The sequence below is a fragment of the Paraburkholderia pallida genome, from assembly GCF_004524855.1.
GTDB lineage: Bacteria > Pseudomonadota > Gammaproteobacteria > Burkholderiales > Burkholderiaceae > Paraburkholderia > Paraburkholderia oxyphila.
Genome location: NZ_CP038149.1, coordinates 1,743,470 through 1,770,302, shown reverse-complemented (window position 1 = coordinate 1,770,302; position 26,833 = coordinate 1,743,470). Strand labels below are relative to the sequence as shown.

Annotated in this window: 23 protein-coding genes; 9 read left to right on the top strand and 14 right to left on the bottom strand. The window is 67.4% G+C overall.

Annotation, left to right across the window (positions count from 1 at the left end; all coding sequences use genetic code 11):
• Positions 1 to 19: 19 nt before the first annotated feature.
• From E1956_RS23025 to E1956_RS23010, 4 genes are all read right to left on the bottom strand, one after another.
• Positions 20 to 1,531 carry a cytochrome ubiquinol oxidase subunit I gene (locus E1956_RS23025; protein WP_134753232.1) on the bottom strand — a complete coding sequence of 504 codons (1,512 nt, stop codon included), beginning with the start codon at positions 1,529 to 1,531 and terminating at the stop codon, positions 20 to 22.
• 485 nt (positions 1,532 to 2,016) lie between these two features.
• A complete protein-coding gene (locus tag E1956_RS23020) occupies positions 2,017 to 2,205 on the bottom strand; it encodes a 4-oxalocrotonate tautomerase (RefSeq protein WP_134753230.1) in 189 nt (62 codons plus the stop codon).
• A gap of 37 nt (positions 2,206 to 2,242) precedes the next feature.
• Positions 2,243 to 3,019: a class II aldolase/adducin family protein gene (locus tag E1956_RS23015; protein ID WP_134753228.1), complete on the bottom strand. Its 777-nt coding sequence runs from the start codon at positions 3,017 to 3,019 to the stop codon at positions 2,243 to 2,245.
• 11 nt (positions 3,020 to 3,030) lie between these two features.
• Positions 3,031 to 4,269, bottom strand: a complete 1,239-nt coding sequence (locus E1956_RS23010) for an urea transporter (RefSeq protein ID WP_134753226.1) — start codon at positions 4,267 to 4,269, stop codon at positions 3,031 to 3,033.
• Positions 4,270 to 4,728: 459 nt separating this feature from the next.
• Here E1956_RS23010 and E1956_RS23005 point away from each other — a divergent pair, with 459 nt between their 5' ends.
• Positions 4,729 to 5,286 (top strand): putative glycolipid-binding domain-containing protein, encoded by a 558-nt coding sequence (locus E1956_RS23005; protein WP_134753224.1) that lies wholly within the window; start codon positions 4,729 to 4,731, stop codon positions 5,284 to 5,286.
• A gap of 179 nt (positions 5,287 to 5,465) precedes the next feature.
• On the opposite strand, the gene kch is transcribed toward E1956_RS23005, so the two are convergent.
• The 4 genes from kch to E1956_RS22985 all read right to left on the bottom strand — a co-directional run bounded on the left by kch (position 5,466) and on the right by E1956_RS22985 (position 9,482).
• Positions 5,466 to 6,650 carry a voltage-gated potassium channel protein gene (gene kch, locus E1956_RS23000; protein ID WP_134753222.1) on the bottom strand — a complete coding sequence of 395 codons (1,185 nt, stop codon included), beginning with the start codon at positions 6,648 to 6,650 and terminating at the stop codon, positions 5,466 to 5,468.
• A gap of 22 nt (positions 6,651 to 6,672) precedes the next feature.
• The gene (locus E1956_RS22995) at positions 6,673 to 7,584 is read right to left on the bottom strand and encodes a mechanosensitive ion channel family protein (protein ID WP_134753220.1); all 912 of its coding nucleotides are present in this window, start codon (positions 7,582 to 7,584) and stop codon (positions 6,673 to 6,675) included.
• A 145-nt stretch (positions 7,585 to 7,729) separates the two neighbouring features.
• Positions 7,730 to 8,308 (bottom strand): GNAT family N-acetyltransferase, encoded by a 579-nt coding sequence (locus E1956_RS22990; RefSeq protein ID WP_134753219.1) that lies wholly within the window; start codon positions 8,306 to 8,308, stop codon positions 7,730 to 7,732.
• 256 nt (positions 8,309 to 8,564) lie between these two features.
• Positions 8,565 to 9,482, bottom strand: a complete 918-nt coding sequence (locus E1956_RS22985; protein WP_134753218.1) for a DMT family transporter — start codon at positions 9,480 to 9,482, stop codon at positions 8,565 to 8,567.
• A gap of 119 nt (positions 9,483 to 9,601) precedes the next feature.
• Between E1956_RS22985 and E1956_RS22980 the strand changes: the two genes are divergently transcribed.
• Entirely contained in the window at positions 9,602 to 11,059 is a 1,458-nt protein-coding gene (locus tag E1956_RS22980) for an aminotransferase-like domain-containing protein (RefSeq protein ID WP_134753216.1), read from the top strand.
• 173 nt (positions 11,060 to 11,232) lie between these two features.
• Here the strand turns inward: E1956_RS22980 and E1956_RS22975 are convergent, their stop codons facing one another.
• Both E1956_RS22975 and E1956_RS22970 read right to left on the bottom strand, forming a co-directional pair.
• Positions 11,233 to 12,537: an MFS family transporter gene (locus E1956_RS22975; RefSeq protein WP_134753214.1), complete on the bottom strand. Its 1,305-nt coding sequence runs from the start codon at positions 12,535 to 12,537 to the stop codon at positions 11,233 to 11,235.
• A 276-nt stretch (positions 12,538 to 12,813) separates the two neighbouring features.
• Complete coding sequence (locus E1956_RS22970) at positions 12,814 to 14,325, bottom strand: MDR family MFS transporter (protein WP_335930004.1); 1,512 nt, start codon at positions 14,323 to 14,325, stop codon at positions 12,814 to 12,816.
• Positions 14,326 to 14,456: 131 nt separating this feature from the next.
• Between E1956_RS22970 and E1956_RS22965 the strand changes: the two genes are divergently transcribed.
• From E1956_RS22965 to E1956_RS22955, 3 genes are all read left to right on the top strand, one after another.
• Entirely contained in the window at positions 14,457 to 15,218 is a 762-nt protein-coding gene (locus tag E1956_RS22965; protein ID WP_134753211.1) for a TetR/AcrR family transcriptional regulator, read from the top strand.
• 53 nt (positions 15,219 to 15,271) lie between these two features.
• Complete coding sequence (locus E1956_RS22960; protein WP_418789295.1) at positions 15,272 to 16,816, top strand: cryptochrome/photolyase family protein; 1,545 nt, start codon at positions 15,272 to 15,274, stop codon at positions 16,814 to 16,816.
• Positions 16,817 to 17,040: 224 nt separating this feature from the next.
• Positions 17,041 to 17,451: a response regulator gene (locus E1956_RS22955; RefSeq protein ID WP_134753206.1), complete on the top strand. Its 411-nt coding sequence runs from the start codon at positions 17,041 to 17,043 to the stop codon at positions 17,449 to 17,451.
• Between the two features lie 42 nt (positions 17,452 to 17,493).
• Here E1956_RS22955 and E1956_RS22950 read toward each other — a convergent pair whose 3' ends face one another.
• Both E1956_RS22950 and E1956_RS22945 read right to left on the bottom strand, forming a co-directional pair.
• A complete protein-coding gene (locus E1956_RS22950; protein ID WP_134753204.1) occupies positions 17,494 to 18,120 on the bottom strand; it encodes a Fur family transcriptional regulator in 627 nt (208 codons plus the stop codon).
• A 101-nt stretch (positions 18,121 to 18,221) separates the two neighbouring features.
• On the bottom strand, positions 18,222 to 18,848 hold the full coding sequence (locus tag E1956_RS22945) for a glutathione S-transferase family protein (RefSeq protein ID WP_134753202.1): 627 nt from the start codon (positions 18,846 to 18,848) through the stop codon (positions 18,222 to 18,224).
• 364 nt (positions 18,849 to 19,212) lie between these two features.
• On the opposite strand from E1956_RS22945, the gene E1956_RS22940 reads away from it, so the two are divergent.
• Positions 19,213 to 20,277, top strand: a complete 1,065-nt coding sequence (locus E1956_RS22940; protein WP_134753200.1) for a PDDEXK nuclease domain-containing protein — start codon at positions 19,213 to 19,215, stop codon at positions 20,275 to 20,277.
• Between the two features lie 100 nt (positions 20,278 to 20,377).
• Positions 20,378 to 22,132, top strand: coding sequence for an ATP-binding domain-containing protein (locus E1956_RS22935; protein WP_134753198.1), 1,755 nt, complete (start codon positions 20,378 to 20,380; stop codon positions 22,130 to 22,132).
• 25 nt (positions 22,133 to 22,157) lie between these two features.
• On the opposite strand, the gene E1956_RS22930 is transcribed toward E1956_RS22935, so the two are convergent.
• On the bottom strand, positions 22,158 to 23,105 hold the full coding sequence (locus E1956_RS22930; protein WP_134753196.1) for a phosphoribosyltransferase: 948 nt from the start codon (positions 23,103 to 23,105) through the stop codon (positions 22,158 to 22,160).
• A gap of 348 nt (positions 23,106 to 23,453) precedes the next feature.
• On the opposite strand from E1956_RS22930, the gene E1956_RS22925 reads away from it, so the two are divergent.
• Together E1956_RS22925 and E1956_RS22920 are read left to right on the top strand one after the other, a co-directional pair.
• Positions 23,454 to 23,927 (top strand): putative pterin-binding protein, encoded by a 474-nt coding sequence (locus E1956_RS22925; protein ID WP_134754775.1) that lies wholly within the window; start codon positions 23,454 to 23,456, stop codon positions 23,925 to 23,927.
• A 7-nt stretch (positions 23,928 to 23,934) separates the two neighbouring features.
• Positions 23,935 to 25,854, top strand: a complete 1,920-nt coding sequence (locus E1956_RS22920; RefSeq protein WP_197732857.1) for an ATP-binding response regulator — start codon at positions 23,935 to 23,937, stop codon at positions 25,852 to 25,854.
• 96 nt (positions 25,855 to 25,950) lie between these two features.
• Here the strand turns inward: E1956_RS22920 and E1956_RS22915 are convergent, their stop codons facing one another.
• Positions 25,951 to 26,805 carry a helix-turn-helix domain-containing protein gene (locus E1956_RS22915; protein ID WP_028217922.1) on the bottom strand — a complete coding sequence of 285 codons (855 nt, stop codon included), beginning with the start codon at positions 26,803 to 26,805 and terminating at the stop codon, positions 25,951 to 25,953.
• Positions 26,806 to 26,833: the final 28 nt, after the last annotated feature.

The following is a 26,833-nucleotide window of genomic DNA, read 5'->3' as shown; positions in this document are numbered from 1 at the left end:
GGTCGTGGGGATGGCTGGATCAGGCGTCGATCAGCTGATCGGCGTCGGAAGTCGGGCGCCGCGCGGGTTGGCTCGTGGCAAGCGCAGCAGGTGCGAGCCGTGCACCGGCAGCTGGCATGCCGTGCTGCGCATCGTGGTGCGTGGCGGGCCGCGCCGCGGGCGGCTTCGTGCCTGGCACGGCGCCCGGCAACGCCGGGCCGGTGCGTATGAGCTTGAGGATGTAATAGATGCCCGTGCCGAACACGAGGAAGTACACGACGACGAAGGTCATCAGCGAAATGCCCACTTGCTGCGCCGTCAGCGGCGAGACGGCTTGCGAGGTGCGCATCACGCCGTAGACCACCCACGGCTGGCGGCCCGCTTCGGTCGTGATCCAGCCCGCGAGCAGCGTAATGAAGCCGGTCGGGCCCATGGCCAGCGCGAAGCGCTGAAACGCGCGCGACTCATAGAGCGTGCCGCGCCGGCGCAGCCACCAGCCGGCCACGCCCAGCACGATCATCAGGATGCCTAAGCCAACCATCACGCGGAAGGTCCAGAACAGGAGCGTCGAGTTCGGGCGCTCCTCGGGTGGGAACGACTTGAGGCCCCGGATCTCGCCGTCCCAGCTATGCGTGAGGATCAGGCTGCCGAGATGCGGAATCTTCACGGCGTAGCGTGTGGTTTCCGCCTGCATGTCGGGAATGCCGAACAGGTTGAGCGCGGTGCCGCCCTGCTCGGTGTCCCACAGGCCTTCGATCGCGGCGATCTTCGCGGGCTGATACTCGCGCGTGTTCAGTCCGTGAGCATCGCCCACCAGCGCCTGCACGGGCGCAAGCACCAGCAGAAGACCGAGCGCCATCGAGAACGTCTTCTTCACGGCCGCGTCGCGCCGGCCCTTGAGCAGGTGCCACGCGCCGGTCGCGGCCACCACGAGCGCGGCCACGATGAACGCGGCGATCGCCATGTGCGCGAGGCGGTACGGGAACGAGGGGTTGAAGATGATCTTGAACCAGTCGGTGGGCACGACGTGGCCGTCGACCACCTTGAAGCCTTGCGGCGTCTGCATCCAGCTATTCGAAGCGAGAATCCAGAAGGTGGAGATGAGCGTGCCGATGGCCACCATCAGCGTCGCGCCGAAGTGCGCGCGGGGGCTCACGCGGTTCCAGCCGAACAGCATGATGCCGAGGAAGCCCGCTTCGAGGAAGAACGCGGTCATCACCTCATACATGAGCAGCGGACCGGTGACGGGTCCCGCGAACGAGGAGAAGCCCGCCCAGTTGGTGCCGAACTCGTAGCTCATGACCACGCCCGAGACGACGCCCATGCCGAAGGCCACGGCGAAGATCTTCGACCAGAACAGGCACAGGTCCTTGTAGAACGGTTTGCGCGTCTTGAGCCAGCAGCCTTCGAGCACCGCGATGAAGCTTGCGAGGCCGATGGAGAGCGCGGGAAAGACGATATGAAAGGAGACGGTGAAGGCGAATTGCAGCCGGGCCAGGTCGAATGCCGATAGCGACGAGAGAGCCTGTAATGCGGGGATAGACGATTGCATGTGCGTGCCTGCTGTGTGCTTGCGTAGCGAAAAGCGCTTTCGCGTGAGGCTTCGCGCGGCGGTTGGCGGTGAGGGCGCCGCGCGCGCGATGCGTCGTGCGAATGGACGTAAGCGTAGGGGAACAGGACGCGTTTTGCTGCGCTGCGACGTGCGCCAGCGTGTCGCAGCAGTCAATCGTCAAGCGACGAAATCGTGCGCTAAATCGTTGATAGTGATCAATTTAGATTAAGGATTCACTGCGAATTGATTTGGAGCATGAGGTGCGCGCTGCGTCAATTTGCGTCAAATCGGGCGCGATTCTCGGGGATGGCGCGTGCGGTGCGTCAATTCGCCCAGGTGCGAAAATGCCTGGCGTTCGAATCGAATCGGCGCGGGTCGGCGGGGCAGGTGCGAGGCCGCGCGGCGTCTGGAGGAGCATGTGCTCGAAGCCGCGGCAAAGCCTCGCGATCAATCATCAGGACAACGATCTAATGGGGCGGGCAGGCTCAGCGCGGATCGCTCCACAGCTTGCCGGCCGTCGCCCAGTTTTCGGTCTTCACGTCGGTGAAGATGATGTCGACGGATTGGGCATCCACGCCCAGCACCTTGCAGGTGGTCTCGGTGAGCGCGGCGGCCAGCTCGCGCTTTTGCTCGACGCTGCGGCCCTCGAACATCTCGATGTGGAAAGTCGGCATGGGGATCTCCTTGTTTGCAGGGGGGAATGAAAGGGATTCAGTCGCGATACGACGTGTCGATGCGGTCGAGCTTGCGCAACAGCGCGGGCCATTCGAGCACGCCCTCGATCGCGCCGCCGTCGCGCAGTTGCTCGGCGGTGTGCGCGCAGACCTCGGGCGTCGGCATCACGAGCGGCACGCCGCCCGCCTGGGCCTGCAGCTGGATCTCGCAGGCCTTGATGAGCGTCGCCATGAGCACCCACGCCTCCGCGATGGTGCGGCCCGTGGTGAGCGTGCCGTGGTTGCGCAAGAGCATGGCGGGATGCTCGCCCAGGCTCGCGGTCAGGCGCGCGCCTTCGGCGGGGGTGAACGCGAGGCCCTCGTAGTCGTGCCAGCCTAGCTGGCCGTAGAAGCGCAGCGCGTGTTGCGAGGCGGGCAGCAGGCCGTCGCGCTGGATCGAGACGGCGATGCCCGCCGTATTGTGCAGGTGCATCACGCACACGGCGTCGGGGCGCGCGAGATGCACGGCCGCATGCAGCGCGAAACCGGTCGCGTTGACCGGATGCTCGCTCTTGCCGACGATGCGGCCTTCCGTGTCGATCTTCACGAGATTCGAGGCGCACACCTCGTCGAAGGCGAGGCCGAACGGATTGATCAGGAAGCGGCCGGGCTCGCCGGGCACGGCGGCGGATACGTGCGTATAGATCAGGTCGTCCCAGCCATAGAGCGCGATGAGCCGGTAGGCGGCGGCAAGGTCCACGCGCAGCTGCTGCTCCTCGGCGGAGGGCGGCGTGGCGTCGTCAGTGACGCTGGCAGGACGATGGGCGAATGACATGGACGGCTCCTTCAGCGGGCGGTAGAGCGGGCGCGTGACCCAAGTTGCGGCTCGGTTTGCTGTCCGGGTGGCGCTCCGGTTTGTGCTTCGATTGGGGCTCCGGTTTGTGCTCCGATTGGCAATTCGGTTTGCGCCCCGATTTGCACCCCGGCTAGTGTTCCGATCGGTGATTTCATTTGTGCCTCGATAGGCGATGCAATTTGCGGCGCGCGAGGCATGGCCGCTTCGTCGCGCAGCGTGCTGCCTTCGGCGCTGGCGTCCGCGCCGGGTACATCGCCGCTCGCGGACGCCTGGCGCGGCCGTGACCACGCCGGCATCATCAGGCGCCATACGCCGTGCACGGTCCAGCCGGCCAGCGCGAACGGCGCGGTCATGGCGGGCAGGCCCAGGCGCACGGCGGCCAGATGCAGCGCCGCGGCAAGCATCGTCGCACAGATTGCGGCACGTGCGCCGAGCGCGCTGGCGGCGAGCGCCGCCAGCGCGCCATTGAAGCCGCAGAGCCCCGCGGCGAAGCTCGCGGGCGGTGCGCCGAACGCATATTCGATGGCGCTCGCGAGCGCCGCGCCGCCGAGCGCATAGGCCGCCGCACGGCGCGACGACCAGGCTAGTCCCGCGAGCAGCACGAGGCCCGGGAGCGCGCCCGAGGCGAACGTGGTCTGCGCGACGCCGCTCAATATGCCCGCCGCCGCGTCGAGCCAGGGCTGCGCGAGCCGTGCCGGTGCAAGCGCGCCGGCCGCAGCGGCATGTGTGCCGCCGGCGCCGAGCGCGAGCCACGCCCAGGTCGCGATGAGGCAGGGCGCGGAATAGACGGAGAGGCCCGCGTGGCGCAGCCAGCGCGCGAGCGGCGCGCCTATCCACGCACTGGCCGCCGACGCCAGCAGCGCGAGCGCGACGGCCGTGCCGGTGTCGCCCGCGAAGGTGAGCGCCGCCAGTCCCGCGAGCGCGCCATTGAAGCCCGCGAGGCCGTCGCGGATCTCCGTGCGCGGCTGGCCGGCCAGCCGCGCGCAGACGTTGGCCGTCGTCGCGCCGATCAGCGCCGCGCACGCGAGCCACGGGTCGCACAGGGCGAGCGCCGCGAGCACGCAGACGCCGGTGCCGGCGTGCCGCTGCAGGACGATCTGGCCGAGACTGCGCAGGAGCGTGCGCAACGGCCCGGCGAGGCCGGACGGGGCGTCCGTGGCAGAAGCGTCGGCGCGTGGGCTGGCGAAAGCGGCGTCCGGATCGGCTTGGGCGGGCGCTGGGGTGGACATGTTGGGCGAATGGGAGCGAAGAAGGCGCGGACTGTGAAATGCGGATTCGGGCGAACAAGGGACGCAGCGGACTCAAAACACGGCCGAAAACCGCGGACCAGAAGCGAGGCGGACCCAAGGCAGCGGGCCGGAAACCGCGCCCGGTCGACCCGCATCGCGAGGATAGGCGAAGCGGGGCGTCTTGCGTATGCGCGGGTGTTGATAGTCGCTATTTGCTGGCGATCCGGCGATCCGGCGCCGCTGCGCCGGACTCGCGGTTCTGGTTCCGCGCCTGCCTGACGGGCATCGCGTGGCTGGGGCGCCGTCTGCGCTACGATGCCCACAGCGGCCAGGCAGTAGCTTTGCTCGCGACCGCCAGGCATGAGACCGCGAAGCAAAGAACCCGGGTAAGCGCACTGCATGGGACCGGAGTAAGCGCTAACTCGGGCCGACCGCGAAGCGAACGACAGGAGACGAATCATGCGTGAGGTACGTTGGGCTTCGGAGGAGGGCGTCGGCATCGAGCATCTGGCCTTCGATGCGAGCGGTGGCGCGATCCGCGTGGAAAGCGTGGTGGTCGGGCAGCGCTACGGCAAGGCGTATGGGCTCTGCTACACGGTGCATTGCGACGCGCTCTGGCGTGCGACTTACGCGGCGTTTCGCGTGATGGGCGGCAAGGCTTTTGCGATGCATGGCGACGGCCACGGCCACTGGCGCGACGGCGAGGGCCGCACGCTCGAGGCGATCGAAGGCTGCATCGATATCGACATCGCGGCCACGCCGTTCACGAACACGCTGCCGATCCGGCGTCTGAACCTCGTGCGCGGCGAGCGCCGGGAGATCGAGGTCGCCTATATCGCGGCGCCCGGGCTCGTGCCCAAGCGCGTCGAGCAGGCCTACGTGTGCCTCGAGCCGGATCGCGCGTACCGCTACGAAGGTATCTTCCGCGACTTCACCGCGGACCTGTGCATCGACGAGGACGGCCTAGTGATCGACTATCCCACGCTGTTTCGCCGCCTGCCGCCTCCCACGCGCTGACACGGCGGGGGCGTGCAAAACCGGCGAAGCGGCATCGGGCAGCCGCCTCGAGCGACACGGCCTTAAGAGGCCAGGCATCAGGCGGCCCTACCTAACGCGGCCCGGCCTCAGGCGCCCCCGCCTTGCGCGGCCCGACCGCCGGCGGCCCCAACTACGCGGCCCCACCTACGCGGCCCCACCTACGCGGCCCGACCCGCCTCCGTCTTGCCGAACAGCAGATGCTCGATGAGATCGTTGTCGATGGTCTCGTTATTGAGCGTGCGCGCGAGCAGCTCGCCCGCGAGCAGTTGCGGCGAGAACACCATGTCGGGCTGCAACAGGCGCAGGCGCTGCAGATTGCGGCTGTCGTTCACGAGCGCTACGGTGCGCACCTTCGGCGCAAGCTCCTTGATCGCGAGGATCACGAAGGCGTTCTCTGCGTCGTCCATGCGTAGCGCGAGCACGGCGAGCGCCGTCTCCGCGCCCGCGTGATGAAGCGTATGCGTGTCGCTCGCGTCGCCTTCCACGAGATCGGCCTCGGGCGGATAGGTGTGCGGCGTGCCCGGCGCGACGATCACCGTGACGGCGTAGCCGCGCTTCTTGAGGCCCGCGTACACGCTGTGCGCGAGCGGCGAGGCCCCGACGATCAAATAATGGTTCTTGCGGGTCACGTTGGAGATGCCTCCCTTCACGATGCGTTTGAGCTTGCCGCCGATCACCGGCCCGAGCACGGCGCTGACCGAGGTGGCGAACACGGTGATGCCGAGCACGACGATCGAGGTCGTGAAGAGCCGTGCGGTGTCCGAGCGCGGCACGATATCGCCGTAGCCCACCGTCGACATCGACACGATCGAGAAGTAGAACGCCGTGACGAGCGTGCGGATGGGCGGCTCGAAGCCGTCGCCGAGATAGAGCGCGCCGAACACCGCATAAATGAGCAGCGAGCTGATGCTCAGGAATGCGAACAGCGTGCTGGCGGCGAAGCTCGAGCGGTCGAAGCGCCGCCAGTAGTAGATGAGCGCGAAGGCCAGCGCGAGCGTGAAGGCGAACACGACACTGCTGCGATAGTCGCCCCACAGGCTGATGCCGGCGGCCGCGGCGAGCAGCAGGAGCGAGATCCCCCACGCCACGCGGGCGCGCAGCGCAATGCCCATCGCCATCGTCGTGAGGCCCGCCGCGATCACGGCCTGCGGCAGCGCGAGCACGCCGAAAGCGTTGATGAGCGAGATCCAGTCTTCGAACCACGAGCCGCGCGAATGGCGCAGCACGTTTTCGGCTACGGGGCGCAGGAGCATCAGCCCGTCGACGACGAGCAGCAGCGCGAGATACCCATGCGGCACGAGCTGGGTGGCGAGCGTGCGCAGGCGGCGCGCGAAGGCTTTCATACGGGCTTCGGCGGGCAGGGCGTTACGCGCCGTGCTGGGCCGTCGGGCCCGCCGCCGGCAGCGCGGGTTGTGCCGCTTGCGCGGCTAGAGCCGCTGGCTCAGCCTGCGTCTGCACGATATGCAACTCGCGCGCGCGCAGCGGCAGCGCGCATTGCGCATCGGTCAGCGCCTGGCGCACCTTGCGCGAGAGATTCCAGCGCATGTCCCAGAACGTGTCGATGTTGGACCAGACGCGGATGTTCAGGACCGCGGTACTGTCGTCGAAGCGGCTGACCATCACCTGCGGCGCGGGCGTTGGCAGCACGTTCGGTTCGGCGGCGGCAAGCGTGCGCAGCACGTCTATGGCACGGTTCACGTCGTCGCGCACCGAGACCTCCACTTCGAGGTCGAGGCGCCGCGTGGGATTGCGGCTGTAATTGCGGATCGAATTGCTCCACAGCGCGCTGTTGGGCACGTATTCGCAGATGCCATCGGGCTTGGTCAGGCGCGTCGTGAAGAGATTCACTTCCTCGACGGTGCCCGCGACGCTGACGCCGCTGGCGCCATCGATGTAGTCGCCCACCTTGAAGGGCCGCAACAGCAGCAACATGATGCCCGCGGCGATGTTCTGCAGCGTGCCTTGCAGCGCGAGGCCGATGGCGAGACCCGCGGCGCCGAGCACGGCCACGATGCTCGCGGTCTGCACGCCCACTTGCGAGAGCGCGCCGACGATCGCGACGAGGCGCACGCCCCACAGCGACGAGTCGCGCACGATGGGGCGCAGCGTGGCGTCGATACTGTCCTGTCGCGCGAACCAGTTGCCGACGCGCCGTGCGATCCACCAGCCGATCCAGAGGATCGCCGCGGCCGCGCAAAGGCGCAGCGCGAAGCCGGTGAGGGCGTCCCACAGGAAGTTCCAGTTGGACGGGTGAACTTGATTGAACAGGGATTCCATAAGCGCGAAGTCCTCGAAGTCTGCCGGACCGGCGCGCGGCCGGCCTGCCTGGAGGACGTATTGTAAAGGCGCGCGTGCAGCATCGAGCCGCACGGTGCGCACTTCTCACGCGATTTTGCGCCCGATTTCGCCCTCAGCTTCCCGCTCAGTTGCGCGCGCTCTCGTGCGCGCTATTGTGCGCCGTTGCCCCCGGCAAGGTGCGCTGGCCTTCGCCCAGCGTCCGCTGCATGAGGGTCGTGTCGCGCCAGGCGTCGTGCTTGAAGCCCACCGATCGCAGCGTGCCCACGAGCTCGAAGCCCAGGCTGTCGTGCAGCGCGAGCGAGCCGCCCTGCGGGTCGGCGACCACAGCAATCATCTGGCGCCACGGGCCGGCCTCGCAGCGCGCGATCAGCGCTTCGAGCAGCGTGCGGCCGAGGCCGCGTCCGCGAAACGCCTCGTCGATGTAGATCGAGTCTTCGATGGTGTAACGGTAGGCCGCGCGCGGCCGGTAGGGCGTGGCGTAGCAATAGCCGGCCACCCGGCCGTCGATCTCGGCAACGAGCCATGGCAAGCCTTGTTCGCGCACGGCGGCGTGGCGGCGCAGCAACTCGTCCTGTGCGGGCGGCGTCTCTTCGAACGAGGCCGCGCCATACAGCACGTGATGGGCGTAAATCGCCGCGATGGCGGGGAAGTCGGCGGGCGTGGCGTCGCGCAGGAGCGGCGCGGCGATGCGAGGTGCATTCATGAGCTTGGTGCGGGGTTGGCGCGCTTTCGTGGGCGCCGCGCGGGCGATATCGGCATCAGGCATGGGCAGCGCGGCAATGCTTTTCACTATGCCTTGGACGGGCGATGAAAAGTAGCGCGTCAAAAATGCGCCGCCCAGCGAGGCCGCTCCGGCGACGCCTTGGCAACACTGCGCAGGCACCGTGGCGGCGCTTCAGTAACATGTCGGCGGCATTTCGCTGACACCGCTACAACATTTCGACGTCGCTTCTACAACGTCATCCGCGTTGCGCCTGCGGCGCGCGGTTCGATGCCGGAGCACCGCGCCCGAAGCGGCGCGCCCCGGCCACGCAGCCGATCACCACGACAGTCACGGCGATCATCGCGGGCGGCACGGCCTCGTGCAGCAGCAGCGCGGCGAGCACGAAGCCGAAGAACGGTTGCAGCAACTGCAGCTGGCCCACGCCCGCAATGCCGCCGAGCGCGAGGCCGCGATACCAGAAAACGAAACCGATCAGCATGCTAAAGAGCGACACATAGGCGAGCCCCCACCACGAGGCCGCGCTTACCGCCGCGAACGAGACGGGCAAGCACCACCAGGCGAGCGGCAGCATCACGGGCAGCGAGATGACGAGCGCCCAGCAGATCACCTGCCAGCCGCCCAGGTGCCGCGAGAGCCGCGCGCCTTCCGCATAGCCGAGTCCGCAGGCGACGATGGCGGCCAGCATCAGCGCATCGCCGACGGGCGACGCGTCCACGCCGTGACGCAGCGCGAATGCGACCACGGCGCCGCTGCCGATGGCCGAAAAGACCCAGAACGCCGGCTGCGGACGCTCGCCGGCGCGCAGCACGCCGAAGATCGCCGTGGCGAGCGGCAACAGGCCGACGAAGACGATTGCATGTGCCGAACTCACATGGCGCAGTGCGAGCGCGGTGAGGAGCGGAAAGCCCACCACCACGCCAAGCGCCACAATCACGAGCGGCCAGACTTCACGCCGCTCGGGCCGCGGCGCGCGCAAGACGAACAGCAGCAGCGCGCCTAGCGCACCCGCGATCGTGGCGCGCGCGCCGGTGAGAAAGAGCGGGTCGAGTCCGAGCACGGCCAAACGCGTGGCAGGCAGCGAGCCGCTGAAGATGAGGACGCCTGCGAGGCCGCAGAGCCAGCCGTCGGTGGTGGAATCGAGGGGTTTGCGCATGGGTGGTGTAGTCGGAAAGAGCCTGTGCCGGTCGCGCCATGATGCGCGTTCGGCGGCAAACCGGTAAGCCAAGGATCAGTACAATATGGACAAACTGTATTGAACACGGAGCAGTACAGATGGAAGACACCCGGCAGACAGGAAACCTGGCGCTGACCCGCGTCGAGCAGGTGATGCAGGCGCTGCGCGAGCGCATCGCCTCGCGCGCACTGGCGGCGGGCGCGCGCGTGCCGTCCATCCGCACGATGAGCGAGCAGCTCGGCGTCTCGAAGTCCACGGTGGTGGAGGCGTACGAACGGCTCGTCGCCGAAGGCACGCTCATCGCGCGGCGCGGCTCCGGCTTTTTCGTGGCGGGGCATGTGCTGCCGGGCGCGCAGGGCGCCTATGGAGCATTCGCGGCGCGCGGGCTGCCGGGCCCGCGCCTCGATCGCGAGATCGATCCCTTGTGGCTCACACGCCAGTCGCTCGAAACCGATGCGCGCGCGCTGCGGCCGGGCTGCGGCTGGCTGCCCGCATCGTGGTTGCCACAGGATGCCGTGCGGCGCGCGTTGCGCGCCATCGCCCGCGACCCGCGCGCCCAGCTCACCGACTACGCCTCGCCGCTCGGGCTGCCTGCGCTGCGCCAGCAACTGGCGTGGCGGCTGGCGCAGCACGGCGTGGAAGCCGCGCCGGAGCAGATCGTGCTCACCGACGGCGGCAGCCAGGCGCTCGACCTCCTGTGCCGCTTCCTGCTCGAGGCCGGCGACACCGTGGTGGTCGACGACCCGTGCTATTTCAACTTTCAGGCGCTTTTGCGCGTGCATCGGGTGAAGGTCGTGAGCGTGCCGTATACTCCCGCGGGCCCCGATCTCGCGGCGTTCGAGCGCGTGCTTGCCGAGCACCGCCCGCGCCTTTACGTGACCAACTCGGCGATCCACAACCCCACCGGCGCGACGCTCGCACCCACCGTTGCGCATCGGCTGCTCAAGCTCGCCGAGGAATACAACCTGTTGATCGTCGAGGACGACATCTTCGCCGACTTCGAAACGGATCCGGCGCCGCGCCTCGCTGCCTTCGACGGGCTCGCGCGCGTGGTGGCCATCGGCAGCTTTTCGAAGACGATGACGGCGGCGGCGCGCTGCGGCTATATCGCGGCACGCGCTGACTGGATCGAGCCGCTCGTCGACCTGAAGCTCTCAGTTTCGTTCGGGAATGGGGAACTGGCCGCGGATCTCGTGCAGCGGCTGCTGGTGGACGGCACGTATCGGCGCTATCTGGACGGCCTGCGCGCGAAGCTCGCCGACGCAATGGGCGACACGTTGCGCCGTCTCGCGGCGGCGGGCGTCACGGCGTGGACGCGCCCGCAGGCGGGCATGCTGCTGTGGGCGCAATTGCCCGATGGGCTCGACGCGGCGCTAGTCGCGCGCGAGGCGCTTGCGCACGGCGTGGTGCTTGCGCCGGGCAACGTCTTCAGTGTGTCGCGCAGCGCGGGCAACTTCCTGCGCTTCAACGTTTCGCAGTGCAATCGGCCGAAGGTCTACGAAACGCTGCAACGCGCGATGGAGCGGGCCACGGAGGCGAAGGCCGAGCCCGCTTGAGCCTGCTTGACCCCGTCTAAGCCCGTCTAAGCCCGTCTGAGCCCGCTTGAGCCAGCTTGAGCCAGCTTGAGCCAGCTTGAGCCAGCTTGGGCCGGCGAGGGCGTGGCGAGGGCGTGGCGGCAGCGCGGCGCTTTTGTGCGTCACGCCGCGCCGTTATCCGCGTGCTTGCCCGATCAGGGCTCGTGGCGCAGGTAGCCTTCCTTGCTCGGATCGCGCATGCGCCACGACACGATCAGCGAGACTGCGCACAGCGCGGTGACATACCAGTAGAACGTCGATTCGCTGCCGACCGACTTGAACCACAGCGCCACGTACTCGGCCGAGCCGCCGAAGATGGCGTTGGCAACCGCATACGAGAGGCCCACGCCCATCGCGCGCACTTCGGGCGGGAACATCTCCGCCTTGATGAGGCCGCTGATCGACGTGTAAAAGCTCACGATCGCGAGCGCGACCACGATGAGCCCGAACGCGGCCATCGGGCTCGACACGTCCTTGAGCGCATGCATGAGCGGCACCGTGCCGAGCACCGAGAGCGAGCCGAACAGGATCATCGACATGCGGCGGCCGATCTTGTCGGAGAGCGCGCCGAACACCGGTTGCAGCAGCATGTAGACGAACAGCGCGCCGGTCATCACGTTGCTGGCGGTTTTCGCGTGCATGCCGGCCGTGTTCACGAGGTATTTCTGCATGTAGGTCGTGAACGTGTAGAAAATCAGCGAGCCGCCGGCGGTGAAGCCCACCACGGTGAGAAACGCGCCCTTGTGCTGCCACACGCCGCGTATTGTGCCGGCGTCCTTCTTGTGGCGCGATTCGCTCGTCGAGGTCTCGTCGAGCGACTTGCGCAGATACAGCGAGATCAGCGCGGCGGCTGCGCCCACCACGAACGGAATGCGCCAGCCCCATGCCTTGAGCTCCTCGGTCGAGAGCGTCTGCTGCAGGACCACGAGCACGAGCAGCGCGCAGAGCTGGCCGCCGATCAGCGTCACGTACTGGAACGAGGCGAAGAAGCCGCGCCGGCCCTTGAGCGCGACCTCGCTCATGTAGGTGGCGCTCGTGCCGTACTCGCCGCCCACCGAGAGCCCCTGGAACAGGCGCGCGATCAACAGTAGCAGCGGGGCGAACGCACCGATCTGCGCATAGGTCGGCAACGCCGCGATCACGAGCGAGCCGCCGCACATCATCAGCACGGAGATCATCATCGCGGCGCGGCGGCCGTGGCGGTCGGCGATGCGGCCGAACAGCCAGCCGCCGATCGGGCGCATCAGGAAGCCCGCCGCGAAGACACCGGCGGTGTTCAGCAACTGGGTCGTGGTGTTGCCGCTCGGGAAGAAGGCAGGCGCGAAATACAGCGCGCAGAACGAGTAGATGTAGAAGTCGAACCACTCGACGAGATTGCCCGAAGAGGCGCCGACGATGGCGAGCACGCGTCTGCGGGTGTCGTGCGCGGTAGGCACGGCTGGCGCGGTCTTGACGTCCATGGGTGGGTCTTTTCCTGTGTAGTGCGCGGGGTGATGCGCTTATTGGGGCACGACGGCTGTGTGAGCGTCGCGTGTGATTGCGCGGGCCGCCCTGTCAGGCGCGCGGCTACAGGATTTTAGCTAATCGTAATATTTTTGCTGGAAAACGTAAGGTTGGCACGCGCACGCGAAACGCGAGGGCGCAGCAGCGCCGGCAGGGGCAGGACATGCGGCCGAAGCGCGGCGCGCGGGGAAGGGGGGCGGGGCGGCTGGGGTGTCAGCGCGCCGCCGCGGATTTCACTGGTGCTTGCGCAGCGGTACGTCGCGCAGCAGCCACGCCAATGCGAACGCGAACACGACCACGCACGCCGCCGAGAAATAGACCGTATGCAGCGCACCGGCGAACGCGTCGAGGTACTGGGCGTGCACCGCAGGCGGCAGATGATGGATCGCATCGGGCGTGAGCGGCTGGGGCAACTCGACCCCGCTGCTCAACATTGTTTCGAGGCGCGCATTCAGCCCGTGGGAGAACACCGCGCCGAATGCGGCCACGCCCACCGAGCCACCAATCGAGCGAAACAGCGTCGCGCCCGAGGTGGCCACGCCCATATGCTTGAACGCCACGGTGTTCTGCACCGCGAGAATCAGTACTTGCATCACCATGCCGAGGCCGCAGCCGAGCAGGCCCATATACAAATACATCTGGGTGATCGGCGTTTCGATGCGCAGTTGCGCGAGCAGCGTCATCGCGGCAGCCACGAGCGCCGTGCCGACGATCGGAAACATCCGGTACTTGCCGATCTTGCTGATGAGCCTGCCCGAGATGACTGACATGATCAGCACGCCGCCCATCATCGGCAGCATCTGCATACCGGCCTCGGAAGGCGTCGAGCCCTTCACGACCTGCAGATAGAGTGGCAGGAACGTGACCGAGCCGAACAGCGAGACGCCCACGATGAAGCCGATCAGGCTCGAGAGCACGAAGGTGCGCTCGCGAAACAGCTCGAGCGGCATGATGGGCTCGACGGCGTGCTTTTCCTCATGGATGAAGCCCGCGACGGCCACCATGCCGAGCACGAGCGTGAGCCACAATTGCGGCGAGCTCCACGGCAGCAGGGAGCCGCCTTCGCTCGTGAAGAGGATCAGGCAGGTGAGGGCGGCGGCGAGCCAGCCCGCGCCCATGTAGTCGATCACGTGCTTCACGTGCGCGACGCGCGGCTTGAATACGGCGCCGATCACGGCGAGCGCCACGGCGCCCAGCGGCAGGTTGATATAGAAGATCCAGCGCCACGAGAGATGCTCGACGAGAAAGCCGCCGATGAGCGGCCCGATCACGGTCGCGAGGCCGAACACGCCGCCGAACATGCCCTGGTACTTGCCGCGCTGCGCGGGCGGAATGACGTCGCCGATGGCGGCCATCGTCACGACCATAAGGCCGCCGCCGCCCACGCCCTGCAACGCGCGCAGGACGATCAGCTGCTCCATGTTCTGCGCTACGCCGCATAGCGCGGAGCCCAGCAGGAAGATGGCAATGGCGGCCTGCAGCACGATCTTGCGGCCGAACAGGTCGCCGAACTTGCCGTACAGCGGCACCACGATGGTGGAGCTGAGCAGGTACGCGGTGACGACCCAGGAGAGCCGGTCGAGCCCGCCCAGTTCGCCAACGATGGTGGGCAGCGCCGTCGAGACAATGGTCTGGTCGAGCGCGGCGAGCAGCATGACGAGCAGCAATGCCGGAAACAGCAGCCGGATCGGGGGATGCCCGGTTGCCTGCGTGGGGCCTTGTGTGGCCTGGGTCGTGTCTTGCATGGGGGATTGCATCGGGATTCTCCAGCTTTTCTCGATCGTTTCGAGATCGCCTTCGATCTTGAAATTAATTAACTTGAAGATTAATATTAGGATAATTCTCAACGGCCGTCAAAGGCCGAAAACGTAACCCGATGAAAGAACCCAAAGCGCGTGCGGCAACTCCGCGCACTATCCGATCTGCCACGAAATCTGCCGCGAATTCGGCCGAATCGCCGGGAGCGCCGGCATCGGCGGCAACCCCCGCTGGCGAAAAGCCCAAGCCGCGCCGGCCCGGCCGGCCGAGCGGCGGCGTGGGCGGCGCCGAGCAGCGCGAGCGTCTGATTGAAGCTGCGCTCGCGCTGTTCGCGCGTCAGGGCATCGTCGACACCACGCTTTCCGCGATCGCGCGCGAGGCCGGCGTCACGCCCGCGATGGTGCACTACTACTTCAAGACGCGCGACCAGTTGATCGACGTGCTCATCGACGAGCGCTTCCTGCCCCTGCGCTCGGCCACAGGCGGCGTTTTCGAGGCCCATCCCGACGATCCCGTAGCGGCGCTCACGGCGCTCACGCTGCGCTTCGTGGAAGTGGGGCAGACGCATCCGTGGTTCGCGCCGCTGTGGATACGCGAGGTGATCAGCGAGGGGGGCTTGCTGCGTCAGCGCATGCACGAGCGCTTCGGGCACGAGCAGCAGCGCGCCGCGCACGAGGCCATCGCGCGCTGGCAGCGCGAAGGCAAGCTCAACGCGGCGCTGGAGCCGTCGCTGCTGTTCCAGTCGCTGCTCGGGCTTACACTGCTGCCGCTCGCCACGGCACACGTGTGGCGCAATGATCTCGTGCCGCGCCGCGTCGGCGCCGAGGAGATCGCACGCCACGCCGTGGCGCTGATGACCCAGGGCATACGGCCTGCATAGCCGCACTATTGGCGTTCGCGCAAGGTGCCGCGCATTGCGGCGCGGCGGTATTCATCCGATCGAGGTCCACTCTGACTTCCGCACAGCCCGTTCATGCTCCTGTCGTCGTCTGGTTCCGCGACGATCTGCGTCTGGCCGATCAGCCTGCGCTCGCGTACGCGGCCGCCACGGGGCGGCCGCTCATCTGCCTCTATGTTCACGATCCTCAGGCGGCGGGCGAGCGCCCGCCCGGGGGCGCGGCGCGCTGGTGGCTGCACGAAACGCTGCGGGCGCTCGATGCGGCGCTGCGCGAGCGCGGCGGCCGGCTCCTGCTGATGCAAGGCCCCGAGAGTGAGATGCTCGAAGCGTGCGTCGCGGCGAGCGGCGCCGCCGGCGTGTTCTGGAACCGCCGGTACGGCGGCAACGAGCGCGACGCCGACGCCAGACTGAAAGCGCGGCTGCGCGCGCGTGGCCTTGAGGCCGAGAGCTTCAACGGCACGCTGCTGTACGAGCCGTGGACGGTGCTCAACCAGTCCGGCGAGTCGTTCCAGGTATTCACGGCCTGGTGGCGCGCATGCCGTCGTGCTGGCGATCCGCCGCCGCCGCTGCCCGCGCCGCAACGGTGGAATTTTCAATCGCTACCGGCACGTCTTACCCAATGCGCATTGAAGCTCGACGATCTCGGCTTCGCGCCGCACAAGCCCGACTGGGCCGGCGGCCTGCGCGAGACGTGGCCGGCGGGGGAGGAAGCCGCGCTTGAACGCCTGAGCGCGTTTTTCGCCGACGATTTCGAGGCCTATGCGGACGAGCGCGACGCACCGGGGCTCGCGGTGACCAGCCGTCTTTCGCCGTATTTGCGCGTGGGCGCGCTCTCGCCGCGTCAGGTGTACGCGGCGCTGAAGGCGGCGCAACACGACGTGAAAGCGGGCTCGCCCGCGAGCCGCGAAACGAGCGCGGAAAAATTCTCCAGCGAACTGGGGTGGCGGGAGTTCTGCTACTACCAGCGCTACCACTATCCCGATCTGGCGCAGCGCAATCTGCGCCCGGCGTTCGACGCCATGCCGTGGCGCCGCGACGCCCGCGGCCTGCGCGCATGGCAGCGCGGCCTGACGGGCTATCCGTTCGTCGACGCCGGCATGCGCGAGTTGTGGCGCACCGGCTGGATGCACAACCGCGTGCGCATGGTGACCGCCTCGTTCGCGACGAAGCATTTGCTGCTGGACTGGCGCGCCGGTGAGCAGTGGTTCTGGGACACCCTCGTCGACGCCGACCCAGCCAGCAATCCGGCCAACTGGCAATGGGTCGCCGGCTCCGGCGTGGACGCGGCGCCGTACTTCCGCATCTTCAACCCCGTCTTGCAGGGCCAGAAATTCGATCCGCGCGGCGCTTACATCAGGGAATGGGTGCCAGAGCTCGCGTCATTGCCCGACAGGCTGATCCATCAGCCCTGGAAGGCGAGCCAGGAAGACCTGGAAGCGGCGGGCGTGCGTCTCGGCGTGGACTACCCGCTGCCGGTGGTCGAGCACGAATTGGCACGCGCGCGGGCGCTCGAGGCTTTCGCGAAAACCGGCAAGGCGCGAGGCAAGCCAGCCGGCCGCGGGCAAAAAGAGAGCGAATGAGGGTCAATGACCCGATTCGCACAGGCACGCCGACATATGCGCCTGTCATCGGCGTGACTTTGATTGCGGCTAACGTGCGCGGCGCCGGGTTGAACGCCCGGCATCGGGATTGCTCTAATTGGGCGATCGGGCACGTTGCCCGTAGTGTGTTGCCCGCTGCGAACCGCGCGCCCATTGCGCCGCGCGGCAAGCCAAACAGACAGAACGGCATTCAAGCAAACACAATGAACGCAGTACACAAGCTCGACCAGACGACCATCGTGCTGGTCGAAGACGACCCGCAAAGCCGGGATTCCCTGACTTCCTTGCTGGAGGCGGAGGGCGCCCACGTCGTTGCGGTGGAGGACGCCGAAGCGGGCGTCGAAGCGGCACTGAGCCTCATGCCCGATGCAGTGGTCTGCGATCTGGACCTGCCCGCGATGGACGGTTTTTACCTGATCCAGCGCCTGCGCGACCATGAAATCCGCGGCGATCACGCCCCGGCCGTCGCGGTGGCGCTCACGGGCCACACCGACGAAAGCTGGCGCCTGCGCAGCATCGGCGAAGGTTTTCAGCACTTCATGACCAAGCCGGCAAGGCCCGAGGCGCTGGTGGCGTTGCTGAGCGACGCAATCGACGCACGCCACGTGCCTTGAGCGGTCAAGGGCGGAGCGGCATCAGGCGAGATCCTGCGCCGCTCAGGACTGTGCGGTGGCCTTCACGGCTTGCGCGCTATCAGCGCCGGCTGCTTCGGCCTGAGCCGCCTGGCATTGCGCGCAGACGCCCTTGAGCTCGATGCCGTCGCCGGAGAGCCGGTAGCCCGCAGCTTCGATCTGCGCGACGAGCGCCTGACGCAGCTTCGGCTCGTGCAACTCGGTGACATTGCCGCATTGCTGGCAGACGACGAGGATGCCGTGCTGGCACTGCGTGAGATCGTGGCAGACAGTGAACGCGTTGATCGATTCGATGCGGTGGACGAGTCCCGCCGAAAGCAGGAAGTCGAGTGCGCGATAGACCGTCGGGGGCGCCGATCCCGGATGGATCTGGCGCATTTCGTCGAGCAGCGAGTAGGCCTTGGTTGCGCGGCCGGACGTGAGCAGCAGCTCGAGCACCTTGCGGCGGATCGGCGTGAGCTTTTCGCCGCGCTCGCGGCAGTAGGCCTCGGCCATCGCGAGCGCGCTTTCGAGCGACGCGCCGTGCGCGCCATCTGCACCATTCGCGCCGCCCTCGCCATGACGGTGATCGTGCGCTTCGTGGGCGTGATCGTGATCATGCGCGTGGCCGTGCGGGGCCGCGGTGTCCGGGGACGGTTTGGCTGTCTTCATGCCGCGATTATACGGGGCACGCCGCGCCTGCGCTGGCGCGCCTGGGCGGCGCTGGCGTGCATGAGGCGGCAGGCCGGGCGGCGTGCGCCACCCGGGGGCGCTCAGGTCAGCGGCAGGTCGATGTACTTGCGAAAGCCCTGACGCTGCGCGAGGCGCTGATACCAGCGCTCGAGGTTCGGCAACGCGGGTCGCTCGATGCCTTCGAGCCCGAACCAGCGCCGCGCGAACGAGCCCAGCACGATGTCGGCGAGCGAGAAGCGCTCGTTCTCAAGGAAGAAGCGGCCTTGCAGATGGTGGTCGAGCAGCGTCCACAGCGCGGCCACGCTTTGCACATCGGCTTCGATCTTCACGGGGTCGCGCTTCTCGGGCGGCGTGCGCACGAGTGCGAGAAAGAGCGGCCGTTCGGCGGGCGCGAGCGTGCCGATCGACCAGTCGAGCCAGCGCTCGATCGAGGCGCGCACCTTCGGGTCGGCCGGGTAGAGCAGGCTCGAGGGGCCGTACTCCATGGCCAGATAGCGCAGGATCGCATTCGATTCCCACAGCACGAAGTTGCCGTCCACGAGGGTCGGGACTTTGCCGTTCGGGTTCATCGCGAGGTAGGACGGTTCGTCGAGGTGGCCGAACTGGCCGCCCGCGTCGATACGTTCGAACGGCAGCACGAGCTCGTCGCAACACCACAGCACTTTCTGGACGTTCACCGAGTTGGGGCGTCCCCAGATTTTGATCATCTGGTGCTCTCTCCTTTGCAGCAAAAAATTGGCGCGCGATACGCCGCGACATCAGGCGCAGGCGGCGCGCGGCACGGCCCCGTCCGATGGGGACCGGGACCGCAACGATACACGATTCGCGCGGCTTTTTTATTCCGCGATGGCGCGAGCCCGGCACATCGCTGGACTTCGTCCAGGCTGCGCACATCGGGCTCGTCGATTACCAGGGGCGCGCACACCCATCATAAGCCGATCGTTTCCGATAGCCGACGAGCCTTCTGCCCTGGCATGGTGGCCAACGTCCGCCTGGCACTGACGGCGCGCAAGTCCGTGGCGCTGTTCAAGCGCTATGTTCCCCAGACTGACAGAACGAAGGAACGGCGGCATGGCCAGGAAGAAGGCAACTATCGTGTCACCGGCGGCGCCTGCAACGCTGCTGGGCGACATTCGGGCACTGATCGAGGCGTCGCGCCAGCGCGCCGCCCTGGCGGTCAATGCGGAGTTGACCCTGCTGTTCTGGCGCATTGGCCGGCGCATCCATACGGAGGTGCTGGCCGGGCAGCGGGCCGGATACGGCCAGGAAATCCTGCCGACGCTGGCCGCGCAGCTTGTACGCGACTACGGGCGCAGTTTCGCGGACAAGAACCTGCGACGCATGGTGCAGTTTGCCGTCACTTTTCCGGCCGAGCCAATTGTCGTGACGCTGTCACGACAATTGAGCTGGTCGCATTTTGTGGCGCTGATCCCGCTGAAAGACCCGTTGCAGCGGGACTATTACGTGCAAATCTCCTGCGCTGAACGCTGGAGTGTGCGCACGTTGCGCGAGCGCATCGACTCGATGCTGTACGAGCGCACGGCGCTGTCGAGGAAGCCGGATGCGTTGATCGCGCAGGAACTGGCGACCCTGCGCGATGCGCAGCGCATGTCGCCGGCGCTGGTGATGCGTGATCCGTACATTTTTGACTTCCTGGGGCTGCAAGACACGTGGCAGGAAGGCGACCTCGAGGCTGCGATCATCCGTGAAATGGAATCCTTCTTGTTGGAGCTGGGTGCGGGTTTTAGCTTCGTCGCCCGGCAAAAGCGTATCCAGATCGACGACGAGGATTTTCATCTTGATCTGCTGTTCTACAACCGCAAGCTGCAACGGCTGGTGGCGGTTGAATTGAAGGTGGGTGAGTTCAAGGCAGCGTACAAGGGGCAGATGGAGTTGTATCTGCGCTGGCTGGACAAGTATGAGCGGGAGCCGGAGGAAGCCTCGCCGCTGGGGATCATTCTCTGCACGGGCAAGAAGTCCGAGCAGATTGAGCTGCTCGAGCTGGACAAGTCCGGCATTCACGTTGGCGAGTACCTGACGACCTTGCCCTCGCGTGCTGTGCTGGGCGAGCGGTTGCAACGGGCAGCGCAGCGGGCGCGGTTGCAGATCGAGCAGCGCAAGAGCGACAGCGACTAATCCTGCTCCTATCCTGCGGCCGCGCGCAGGTACGTAGAATAGCCGCTGCACGACCTGGCTGAATCTGGCCGACCCCGGCAAACCGCGACGAGGACCGTCCATGGCCCGCATTGTCCCCGACGACTGGCAACATCTGGAAGCGACCGGCGCCGCCGCGCGCGAACGCGAGACGCTCGCGCTCCTCGAGCGCGGCCTGCCCGCCGGCTACACCGTCTATCACGGCGTGCACTGGACGCGCCTTACGGAAGGATTCTCCGTGTTCGGCGAGGCGGATTACGTGATCGTGAGCCCTTCCGGGCGCGCGCTGATCGTCGAGCAGAAGACCGGGTTCCTGCGCGAGACGAAAAACGGCCTCGTAAAGGCGTATCTGCAGACCGAGCGCAATGTCGCGGTCGGGCTCGCGCGCACAGTGGAAGCGTTGCACCTGCGCTTCACGGCCGCGTTCGGCGTGGGCAACTATGGTCTCGAGGCGCTCTTTTACTGTCCCGACCATGCGGTGCGCGAGCCGGCGATTGCAGGCGTGCAGGCCTCGCGCATCGTCGACGCCACGCGCAAGGCGCAGCTCGCGGCCATCGTGCGCGAGGCGCTGCCTGCCGACGAGCCGCGCCTGCCGTGCGCCGCGAAGATCCATCATTTTCTCGCCGACGAGCTCTCGCTCACCCCCGACGCCAGCGCGCTGGTGGGTGCGGCGGGCACGCTAGTCACGCGGCTTGCGGGTGGGCTCGCGACTTGGGCGCGACGGCTCGAATTCGAGCCGTTTCGCCTGCGCGTGATCGGCACGGCGGGCTCGGGCAAGACGCAGCTCGCGTTGCAGGTGATGAGCGATGCGCTCGCGCGCGGCGCACGCACGCTCTATGTGTGCTTCAACCGGCCGCTCGCGGACCACATTGCGAAGGTTGCGCCGCCCGAGGCAAGGGTGGCCAACTACCATCAGCTTTGCGACTGGGTCTCGCGCGACGGCGGCCATGTGCCCGACTTCGAGGGCACGAACGTCTTCGACGATCTGGAGCGGCGCTTCGCGCAGGCGCCCATCGACGCGCGCTGGCAGTTCGATGTGGTGATCGTCGACGAGGGGCAGGACTTCCAGCCGGCTTGGGTCGACGCGCTTGCGCGCCTGTTGCGTCCGGGCGCGGCGTGGTGGTGGCTCGAAGACCCGCTGCAGAACCTCTACATGCGCGAGCCCGTGGCCCTGCCTGGCTGGACGGTGCTGCGCGAGACCACCAATTACCGCAGCCCGCGCGACATCCTCGCGTTCTTGCGCGAAGTAGCGGGCGAGGCCGTGCCCGCGCTCGCCCAGCATGCGGCGGGCAGTCCGTTCGACGGCTCCGAGGTCACACTCGCTGCTTGGGACGAACGCGCCGAAACGAGCGCGGGCGGCAGGTTGGGGGATAGCGCGCAGGAGCCCGCCGTGGTCGCGGCGACCAAGCGCGCGATCACGCAGGCGCTCTCGCTCGGCTTTCGCAAGCAGGACATCGTGGTGCTGTCGTTCCGCGGCCGCGAGCATTCGCATTTCACGGCGCTCGACCATCTGGGACCGCATCGGCTGCGCAGCTTCACGGGGCAATTCGACCTGTTCGGCAATCCGCAGTATCGCGATGGCGACGTGCTGCTCGATTCGATCTATCGCTTCAAGGGACAGTCGGCGCCTTGCGTGATCCTCACGGATGTCGACTTCGGGACACTCGACGAGCGCACGGCGCGCAAGCTCTTCGTGGGTGCGACGCGCGCGACCATGAAGCTGATCGTGGTGGCGTCGGCGCGCGCCGCGCGGGCGATGGGGCGCGATCCAGCGGCGGCCGGCGAGCACGTTGTGTCGGCGGCAGTAGCCTCCATAGCCGCGCGCGAGAAGCGCTGAGACGCGGAACCGGACCACCCGCGCATCAACCCCAGGCCGACGCGCCGATCAGCGTGCCTGCGCGCGCCTGGGCGTTCCACCAGATCACGCGCAACAGCGGTGCGAGCCGCGCGATGTAGATGGCCTGCACCGGGTCGCTCTCGATGAAATGCGTCACGCCGCAGCGCACTGCGGCGGCGGCCTTGTGCGCGGCTGCGCCCGACGGCGTGTCGTCGTGCTCGCCCGGCGCGCGCATCATCAGCTCCAGATGCCCGAAGCCGTGCCGGTCCAGCCATGCCTGGGTGCGCTCGCGGTCGATTTCGGGGCGGCCGGTGATGATCGCGCGCGTGTGCTTCAGGTCGATGTCCGGCACGCGCTCGAGCGGCAGCAGCGCGTCGCGCTCGGCAAGCGCCGCTTCGAGATCTTCGTCGTAGCGCGAGAGCGGGATGTCGGGCAGGAGAATCCCGTCAAGGTCGATCGCGTAGACCGCGTATTCGTGATCGTCGCCCATGCCCGTGCCTTCGCGCGCGCCCTCGCGCGACCAGTCGGCGCGATAGCGGTCGGTATAGGCCTGGCGCTCCCAGGGGAACAGCGCGAAATAGCCGCTCGCGTCGATCGAATAGTCGGGCTGCAAGCGGCTCAGGTCGTCATACGCGCCCGTGAGCGTGCGCACCACGAGGCCGTGCTCGCGCAGGAATGCGATGCAGTCGACGAGCGTATGGCCCCGTCCGGCAATGTCCTCGCACACCAGCACCTTCGAGCCGGGCTCGGGCATGGGCAGCGTGGAGTCCCAGCGCACCTCGCGCGTCTCGCGTGAATAGCGCAGGAAGGCCACGTTCGCGCCGGTCGCGTGCGAGACCATCAGCGCGAGCGGCGCGCCGCCGCGCAGGATGCCGACGACCGCAGCGAAATCCTCCTCGATCAGCAGCGGCTGCAGTGATTCGACCCAATGGTCGAGCTGTTCGTAGGTGAGCGGAACGACGGGTTTGTTCATGGGACGGGGGTGACAGTGCGATGACGGTCTATTGCGCCACGCGGCCGCGTGCTGCCGATGCGTGCGTCAGCGAACAAGACCTCTATTGTCGGAATAATGTTTGACGATATTATGCCTATGCTTGCCGGCTCATGCAGACCGGTACGATGCGGGTCAATCAAAGGGCCATATCGTAGAACTGCACGTAGGACTGCGCGCAGGGCTGCGGCATGAACACACAATGAATATTGCGCCAGGGGAGCGAGAGCCATGCAGGATCCTGTTGTCGGGCAAGACGGCCGGCACGACGCCCGGCCCGCATGCCGCGAGCGCCGGCGCTTCACGGCTGCGCTCGCGGGGCTGCTGGCGATGGCCGCGTTGCCGGTGCCCCGGCTCGCACTGGCCGCTTCGGACGGCTCGCTTCAGCTCGATGTGAACGGCGAAGTGCATGTGACCAATGACGCCGCGCACACCGATTATCACTTCAGTGAAGCGGCGCTGCTCAAGCTGCCCGCGCATTCGATCGTGACGGCCACCACCTGGACGCCGCGCTCGACCTTCACGGGCCCGCTGCTCTCGGATGTGCTCAGTATCGTGGGCGCTTACGGCAGCCAGATCGAAATTCACACCATCGACGACTACACTTGCGTTGTGCCCGTGTCCGACGCCGCGCGCTATGGCGCGGTGCTCGCCTACGAGATGAACGGCAAGCGCCTGAAGGTGAGCAATTTCGGTCCGCTATTCCTGATCTATCCGCGCGACCAGTTCCCGATGGAGCTCGACGGCGCGGCGGGCGACGCCAAGTTCGCCTGGCAGATCGTTTCGATGACCATCAAGCAGTGAGAAGGTGATGCGACGTCCGCTGCGGCGCCTGCTGCATGTGCTGATCTGGGTTGCCGCGCTGGTGCCGCCGGTGATGGCCGTGGGCTATCTGCTCTACGCGAACCTGCTCAATCCCAACGTGGTCCAGCGCCTGACCGGCAACTACGACGGCCTCTACTGGGACGCCGCGCAGATGCAGATCGCCTACGCGCGCTTCGAGAGCCAGTTGCTGATCTACGCCGACGGCCTCGACCGCGACATCGACAAGGTGCGGCTGCGCTACGAGGTCCTGCAGTCGAAGCTCAACGTGATGAAGAGCACGACGCGCACGCTCGCGAGCAAGCCCGAGCTCATGAAGCGTCAGCAGGCCGATCTCGCTGCGATCCATGCCGCGATTGTGCCGTTCGACGCCGAAATCGCGACGCTCGCCGAGAATCCCGAGCGCGCGGTGCCGATGCTGATGGTGCTCGACGCGCAGTGGGCCCAGGTGACCGATCTAGCCTTGAGCCGGCGCTTCGCCGATGTGACCGAGCGCGAAGGCATCCGGCGCGACTTCATCGCGAAGCGCCGCGAAATGTTCGCGGCGGGCCTCGTGCTGCTGATGCTCTCGGCGGCGGCGGCGGTGCTGCTCGTGATGAACGGCTATCGGCGCACGCGCCTGATCCGGCAGCAGCATGCGGCGCTCGAGGCCGAGCACCAGGCGAGCCGCGCCGCGCGCGAGGCAAGTACGGCCAAGGACGCCTTCCTCGGCATGATCAGCCACGAGTTGCGCACGCCGCTGCACGCGATTGTCTCGTCGATCGAGCTGCTCGGCTTCAACTCGCATTCCGAGTCGGACAGCAAGGTGATCCAGCGGCTCGAAACGGCAGCGCGCCAGCTCGAGGCGCAGATGAAGGACCTCACCGACTACGCGCGCCTTGGCGCAGGCAAGCTCGAATTGCGCCAGGAAGCGTTCGACCCGCGCGAGCTCCTGCAGTCGATCGTCGACGAAAACGAGCAGGCCGCGCGCGCTCGCGGCCTCGAGTTCGAGTACGCCTGCCACGGCGTGCATCGGCGTCTCGTGGCCGATCCGCACCGCATCCGACAGATCGCCAACAACCTCGTGACCAACGCGATCCGTTACACCGAGCGCGGCTCGGTGCGCATCGAGTTCGTCAGCGGGGCGGTCGTGCATGGCGGCGTGCCGCTCGCGCAAACGTTGGCGATCATCGTGAGCGACACCGGGCCGGGCGTGCCCGCCACGCAGATTCCGCTCATCTTCAAGGAGTTCACGCAGCTCGATACCTCGCGCTCGCGCCGCTACGAAGGCGCCGGCATGGGGCTCGCGATCGTGCGCGGGCTCGTCGACCTGTTCGGCGGCACGATCGAAACCGATAGCCGCGTAGGCAGGGGCACGACTTTCACGGTGACGATTCCTGTCACGACGGTGGTGGCGCCGGTCGCCGACGTGCTCGCGCCGGCCCCCCACGACGAGGCGCAGCAGCAGGTGCTGGTGGTGGACGACAACCCGCTGGTGCGCGAGTCGCTCTGCGAGATGGTCGCGCACATGGGCTATACGGCGCTCGCGGCCACTGACGCGGACAGCGCGCTGGCCCGCCTCGACGAGACGCATTGCGGCGTTGTGCTGCTCGACCTGCACATGCCGGGCCGCGACGGCTATGCGTTTGTCACAGGGCTCGAGGCGCGCGAGGGCGCCGGGATCGGCGAGCGTCCGCGCGTGATCGCCGTGAGCGCCGACGTGCCCGCGCTCGCGGCCGCCGCCGCTGACAGCGAGAATCCGTTCTTCGACTTGCTGCCCAAGCCGGTGCACTACGAAGTGCTGCGCACGGCGCTGCTGCGCGCGCTCGATGCGCCGCGCGCGCAGCGTGCACCGCACCTGCCGGATCTGCCGCATCTGCCCGATACGCAGCAGACATCCGGCGAAGCGCGCGAGAAGCTTGGGACCTGAGCAGCCCGAAGCACACTGCGCAAAGCGCGCGCTGGCGGCGCGCCCTGAGGGCGCGTCAGCCTTGCAGTCCGGGTAATCGTGGTGATGCGGCTGGCGTCAGCCGCGATTGAGGCGCTTGGAAAGATCGGCGACGAGAATCGCCATGCGCGCGGGCTTTTCGTAGCAGGCCACGTTGTAGTGGCGCACCACCTGGCTGATCTCCGACTCGCTTGCCTTGCCCGTCAGCAACTCGCCCGTGAGCACGAAGATGGGCGCGTCGGGATTCTCGGAGGCGCGCACCTTGCGGATCGCCTCGGCGGAGGTCTGGCTGCCGAACAGCCAGTCGATCACCACGCCGTCGAACACGTTGTGCTCCAGTGCATGATCGAACGCGGCGAGGCCGTAGAGGGCGTGCGCCGTGTAGCCGCAATGCTCGAGATAGTCGCGCAGGTTGTCGGCGGAGGACTGATCGTCGTCCACCACGGCGATGAGCGGCTTGTCGGACTCGGCGCGGCGCGGGTAGATCTCGATCTTGTGAACTTCGCGCGCATTCTGATAGAGCGCGCCGTCGGGGCGCACCACGCGCCACTGGCCCTGCTTCTCGTAAGCGACGAAGTCGGGGCGGCTGCCGGGCTCCACGGGCGCGCCAATCCAGGCCGTGCACGCAAGCTCCACGGCGCTCACGCACAAGAGCGCCTCCTGCGCGCTCGCGCCCACCATGCCGGGGTCGAGCAACTGCGCGCCGAACAGCTGCCCGGCGGGCTCGCCGAACGCCTCGGCCACTTTCTTGATTTGCGCGAGTGTCCACGGGCTGTTGCCGCGCAGTTTGCGGTGGCCCTGCGAAAAGCTCAGGTCGAGGATCCGGCATAGCTCCGTCGTTTGCTGACGTTTGCCGATGCCATGACGGCTCATCAGCTCGCGTACGCGTTCTGCGACCGAGACCGAGTCGGTTGAATGTTCAACGTTCGACATGCTGCAAATGGGGGAGGATCGAGGGACG

What these genes read in the sequence shown, in the direction of transcription:
- E1956_RS23025 (WP_134753232.1), bottom strand. Translation starts at nt 1,531, where the DNA reads ATGCAATCGTCTATCCCCGCATTACAGGCTCTCTCGTCGCTATCGGCA.
- E1956_RS23020 (WP_134753230.1), bottom strand. Translation starts at nt 2,205, where the DNA reads ATGCCGACTTTCCACATCGAGATGTTCGAGGGCCGCAGCGTCGAGCAA.
- E1956_RS23015 (WP_134753228.1), bottom strand. Translation starts at nt 3,019, where the DNA reads ATGTCATTCGCCCATCGTCCTGCCAGCGTCACTGACGACGCCACGCCG.
- E1956_RS23010 (WP_134753226.1), bottom strand. Translation starts at nt 4,269, where the DNA reads ATGTCCACCCCAGCGCCCGCCCAAGCCGATCCGGACGCCGCTTTCGCC.
- E1956_RS23005 (WP_134753224.1), top strand. Translation starts at nt 4,729, where the DNA reads ATGCGTGAGGTACGTTGGGCTTCGGAGGAGGGCGTCGGCATCGAGCAT.
- kch (WP_134753222.1), bottom strand. Translation starts at nt 6,650, where the DNA reads ATGAAAGCCTTCGCGCGCCGCCTGCGCACGCTCGCCACCCAGCTCGTG.
- E1956_RS22995 (WP_134753220.1), bottom strand. Translation starts at nt 7,584, where the DNA reads ATGGAATCCCTGTTCAATCAAGTTCACCCGTCCAACTGGAACTTCCTG.
- E1956_RS22990 (WP_134753219.1), bottom strand. Translation starts at nt 8,308, where the DNA reads ATGAATGCACCTCGCATCGCCGCGCCGCTCCTGCGCGACGCCACGCCC.
- E1956_RS22985 (WP_134753218.1), bottom strand. Translation starts at nt 9,482, where the DNA reads ATGCGCAAACCCCTCGATTCCACCACCGACGGCTGGCTCTGCGGCCTC.
- E1956_RS22980 (WP_134753216.1), top strand. Translation starts at nt 9,602, where the DNA reads ATGGAAGACACCCGGCAGACAGGAAACCTGGCGCTGACCCGCGTCGAG.
- E1956_RS22975 (WP_134753214.1), bottom strand. Translation starts at nt 12,537, where the DNA reads ATGGACGTCAAGACCGCGCCAGCCGTGCCTACCGCGCACGACACCCGC.
- E1956_RS22970 (WP_335930004.1), bottom strand. Translation starts at nt 14,325, where the DNA reads ATGCAAGACACGACCCAGGCCACACAAGGCCCCACGCAGGCAACCGGG.
- E1956_RS22965 (WP_134753211.1), top strand. Translation starts at nt 14,457, where the DNA reads ATGAAAGAACCCAAAGCGCGTGCGGCAACTCCGCGCACTATCCGATCT.
- E1956_RS22955 (WP_134753206.1), top strand. Translation starts at nt 17,041, where the DNA reads ATGAACGCAGTACACAAGCTCGACCAGACGACCATCGTGCTGGTCGAA.
- E1956_RS22950 (WP_134753204.1), bottom strand. Translation starts at nt 18,120, where the DNA reads ATGAAGACAGCCAAACCGTCCCCGGACACCGCGGCCCCGCACGGCCAC.
- E1956_RS22945 (WP_134753202.1), bottom strand. Translation starts at nt 18,848, where the DNA reads ATGATCAAAATCTGGGGACGCCCCAACTCGGTGAACGTCCAGAAAGTG.
- E1956_RS22940 (WP_134753200.1), top strand. Translation starts at nt 19,213, where the DNA reads ATGGCCAGGAAGAAGGCAACTATCGTGTCACCGGCGGCGCCTGCAACG.
- E1956_RS22935 (WP_134753198.1), top strand. Translation starts at nt 20,378, where the DNA reads ATGGCCCGCATTGTCCCCGACGACTGGCAACATCTGGAAGCGACCGGC.
- E1956_RS22930 (WP_134753196.1), bottom strand. Translation starts at nt 23,105, where the DNA reads ATGAACAAACCCGTCGTTCCGCTCACCTACGAACAGCTCGACCATTGG.
- E1956_RS22925 (WP_134754775.1), top strand. Translation starts at nt 23,454, where the DNA reads ATGGCCGCGTTGCCGGTGCCCCGGCTCGCACTGGCCGCTTCGGACGGC.
- E1956_RS22920 (WP_197732857.1), top strand. Translation starts at nt 23,935, where the DNA reads ATGCGACGTCCGCTGCGGCGCCTGCTGCATGTGCTGATCTGGGTTGCC.
- E1956_RS22915 (WP_028217922.1), bottom strand. Translation starts at nt 26,805, where the DNA reads ATGTCGAACGTTGAACATTCAACCGACTCGGTCTCGGTCGCAGAACGC.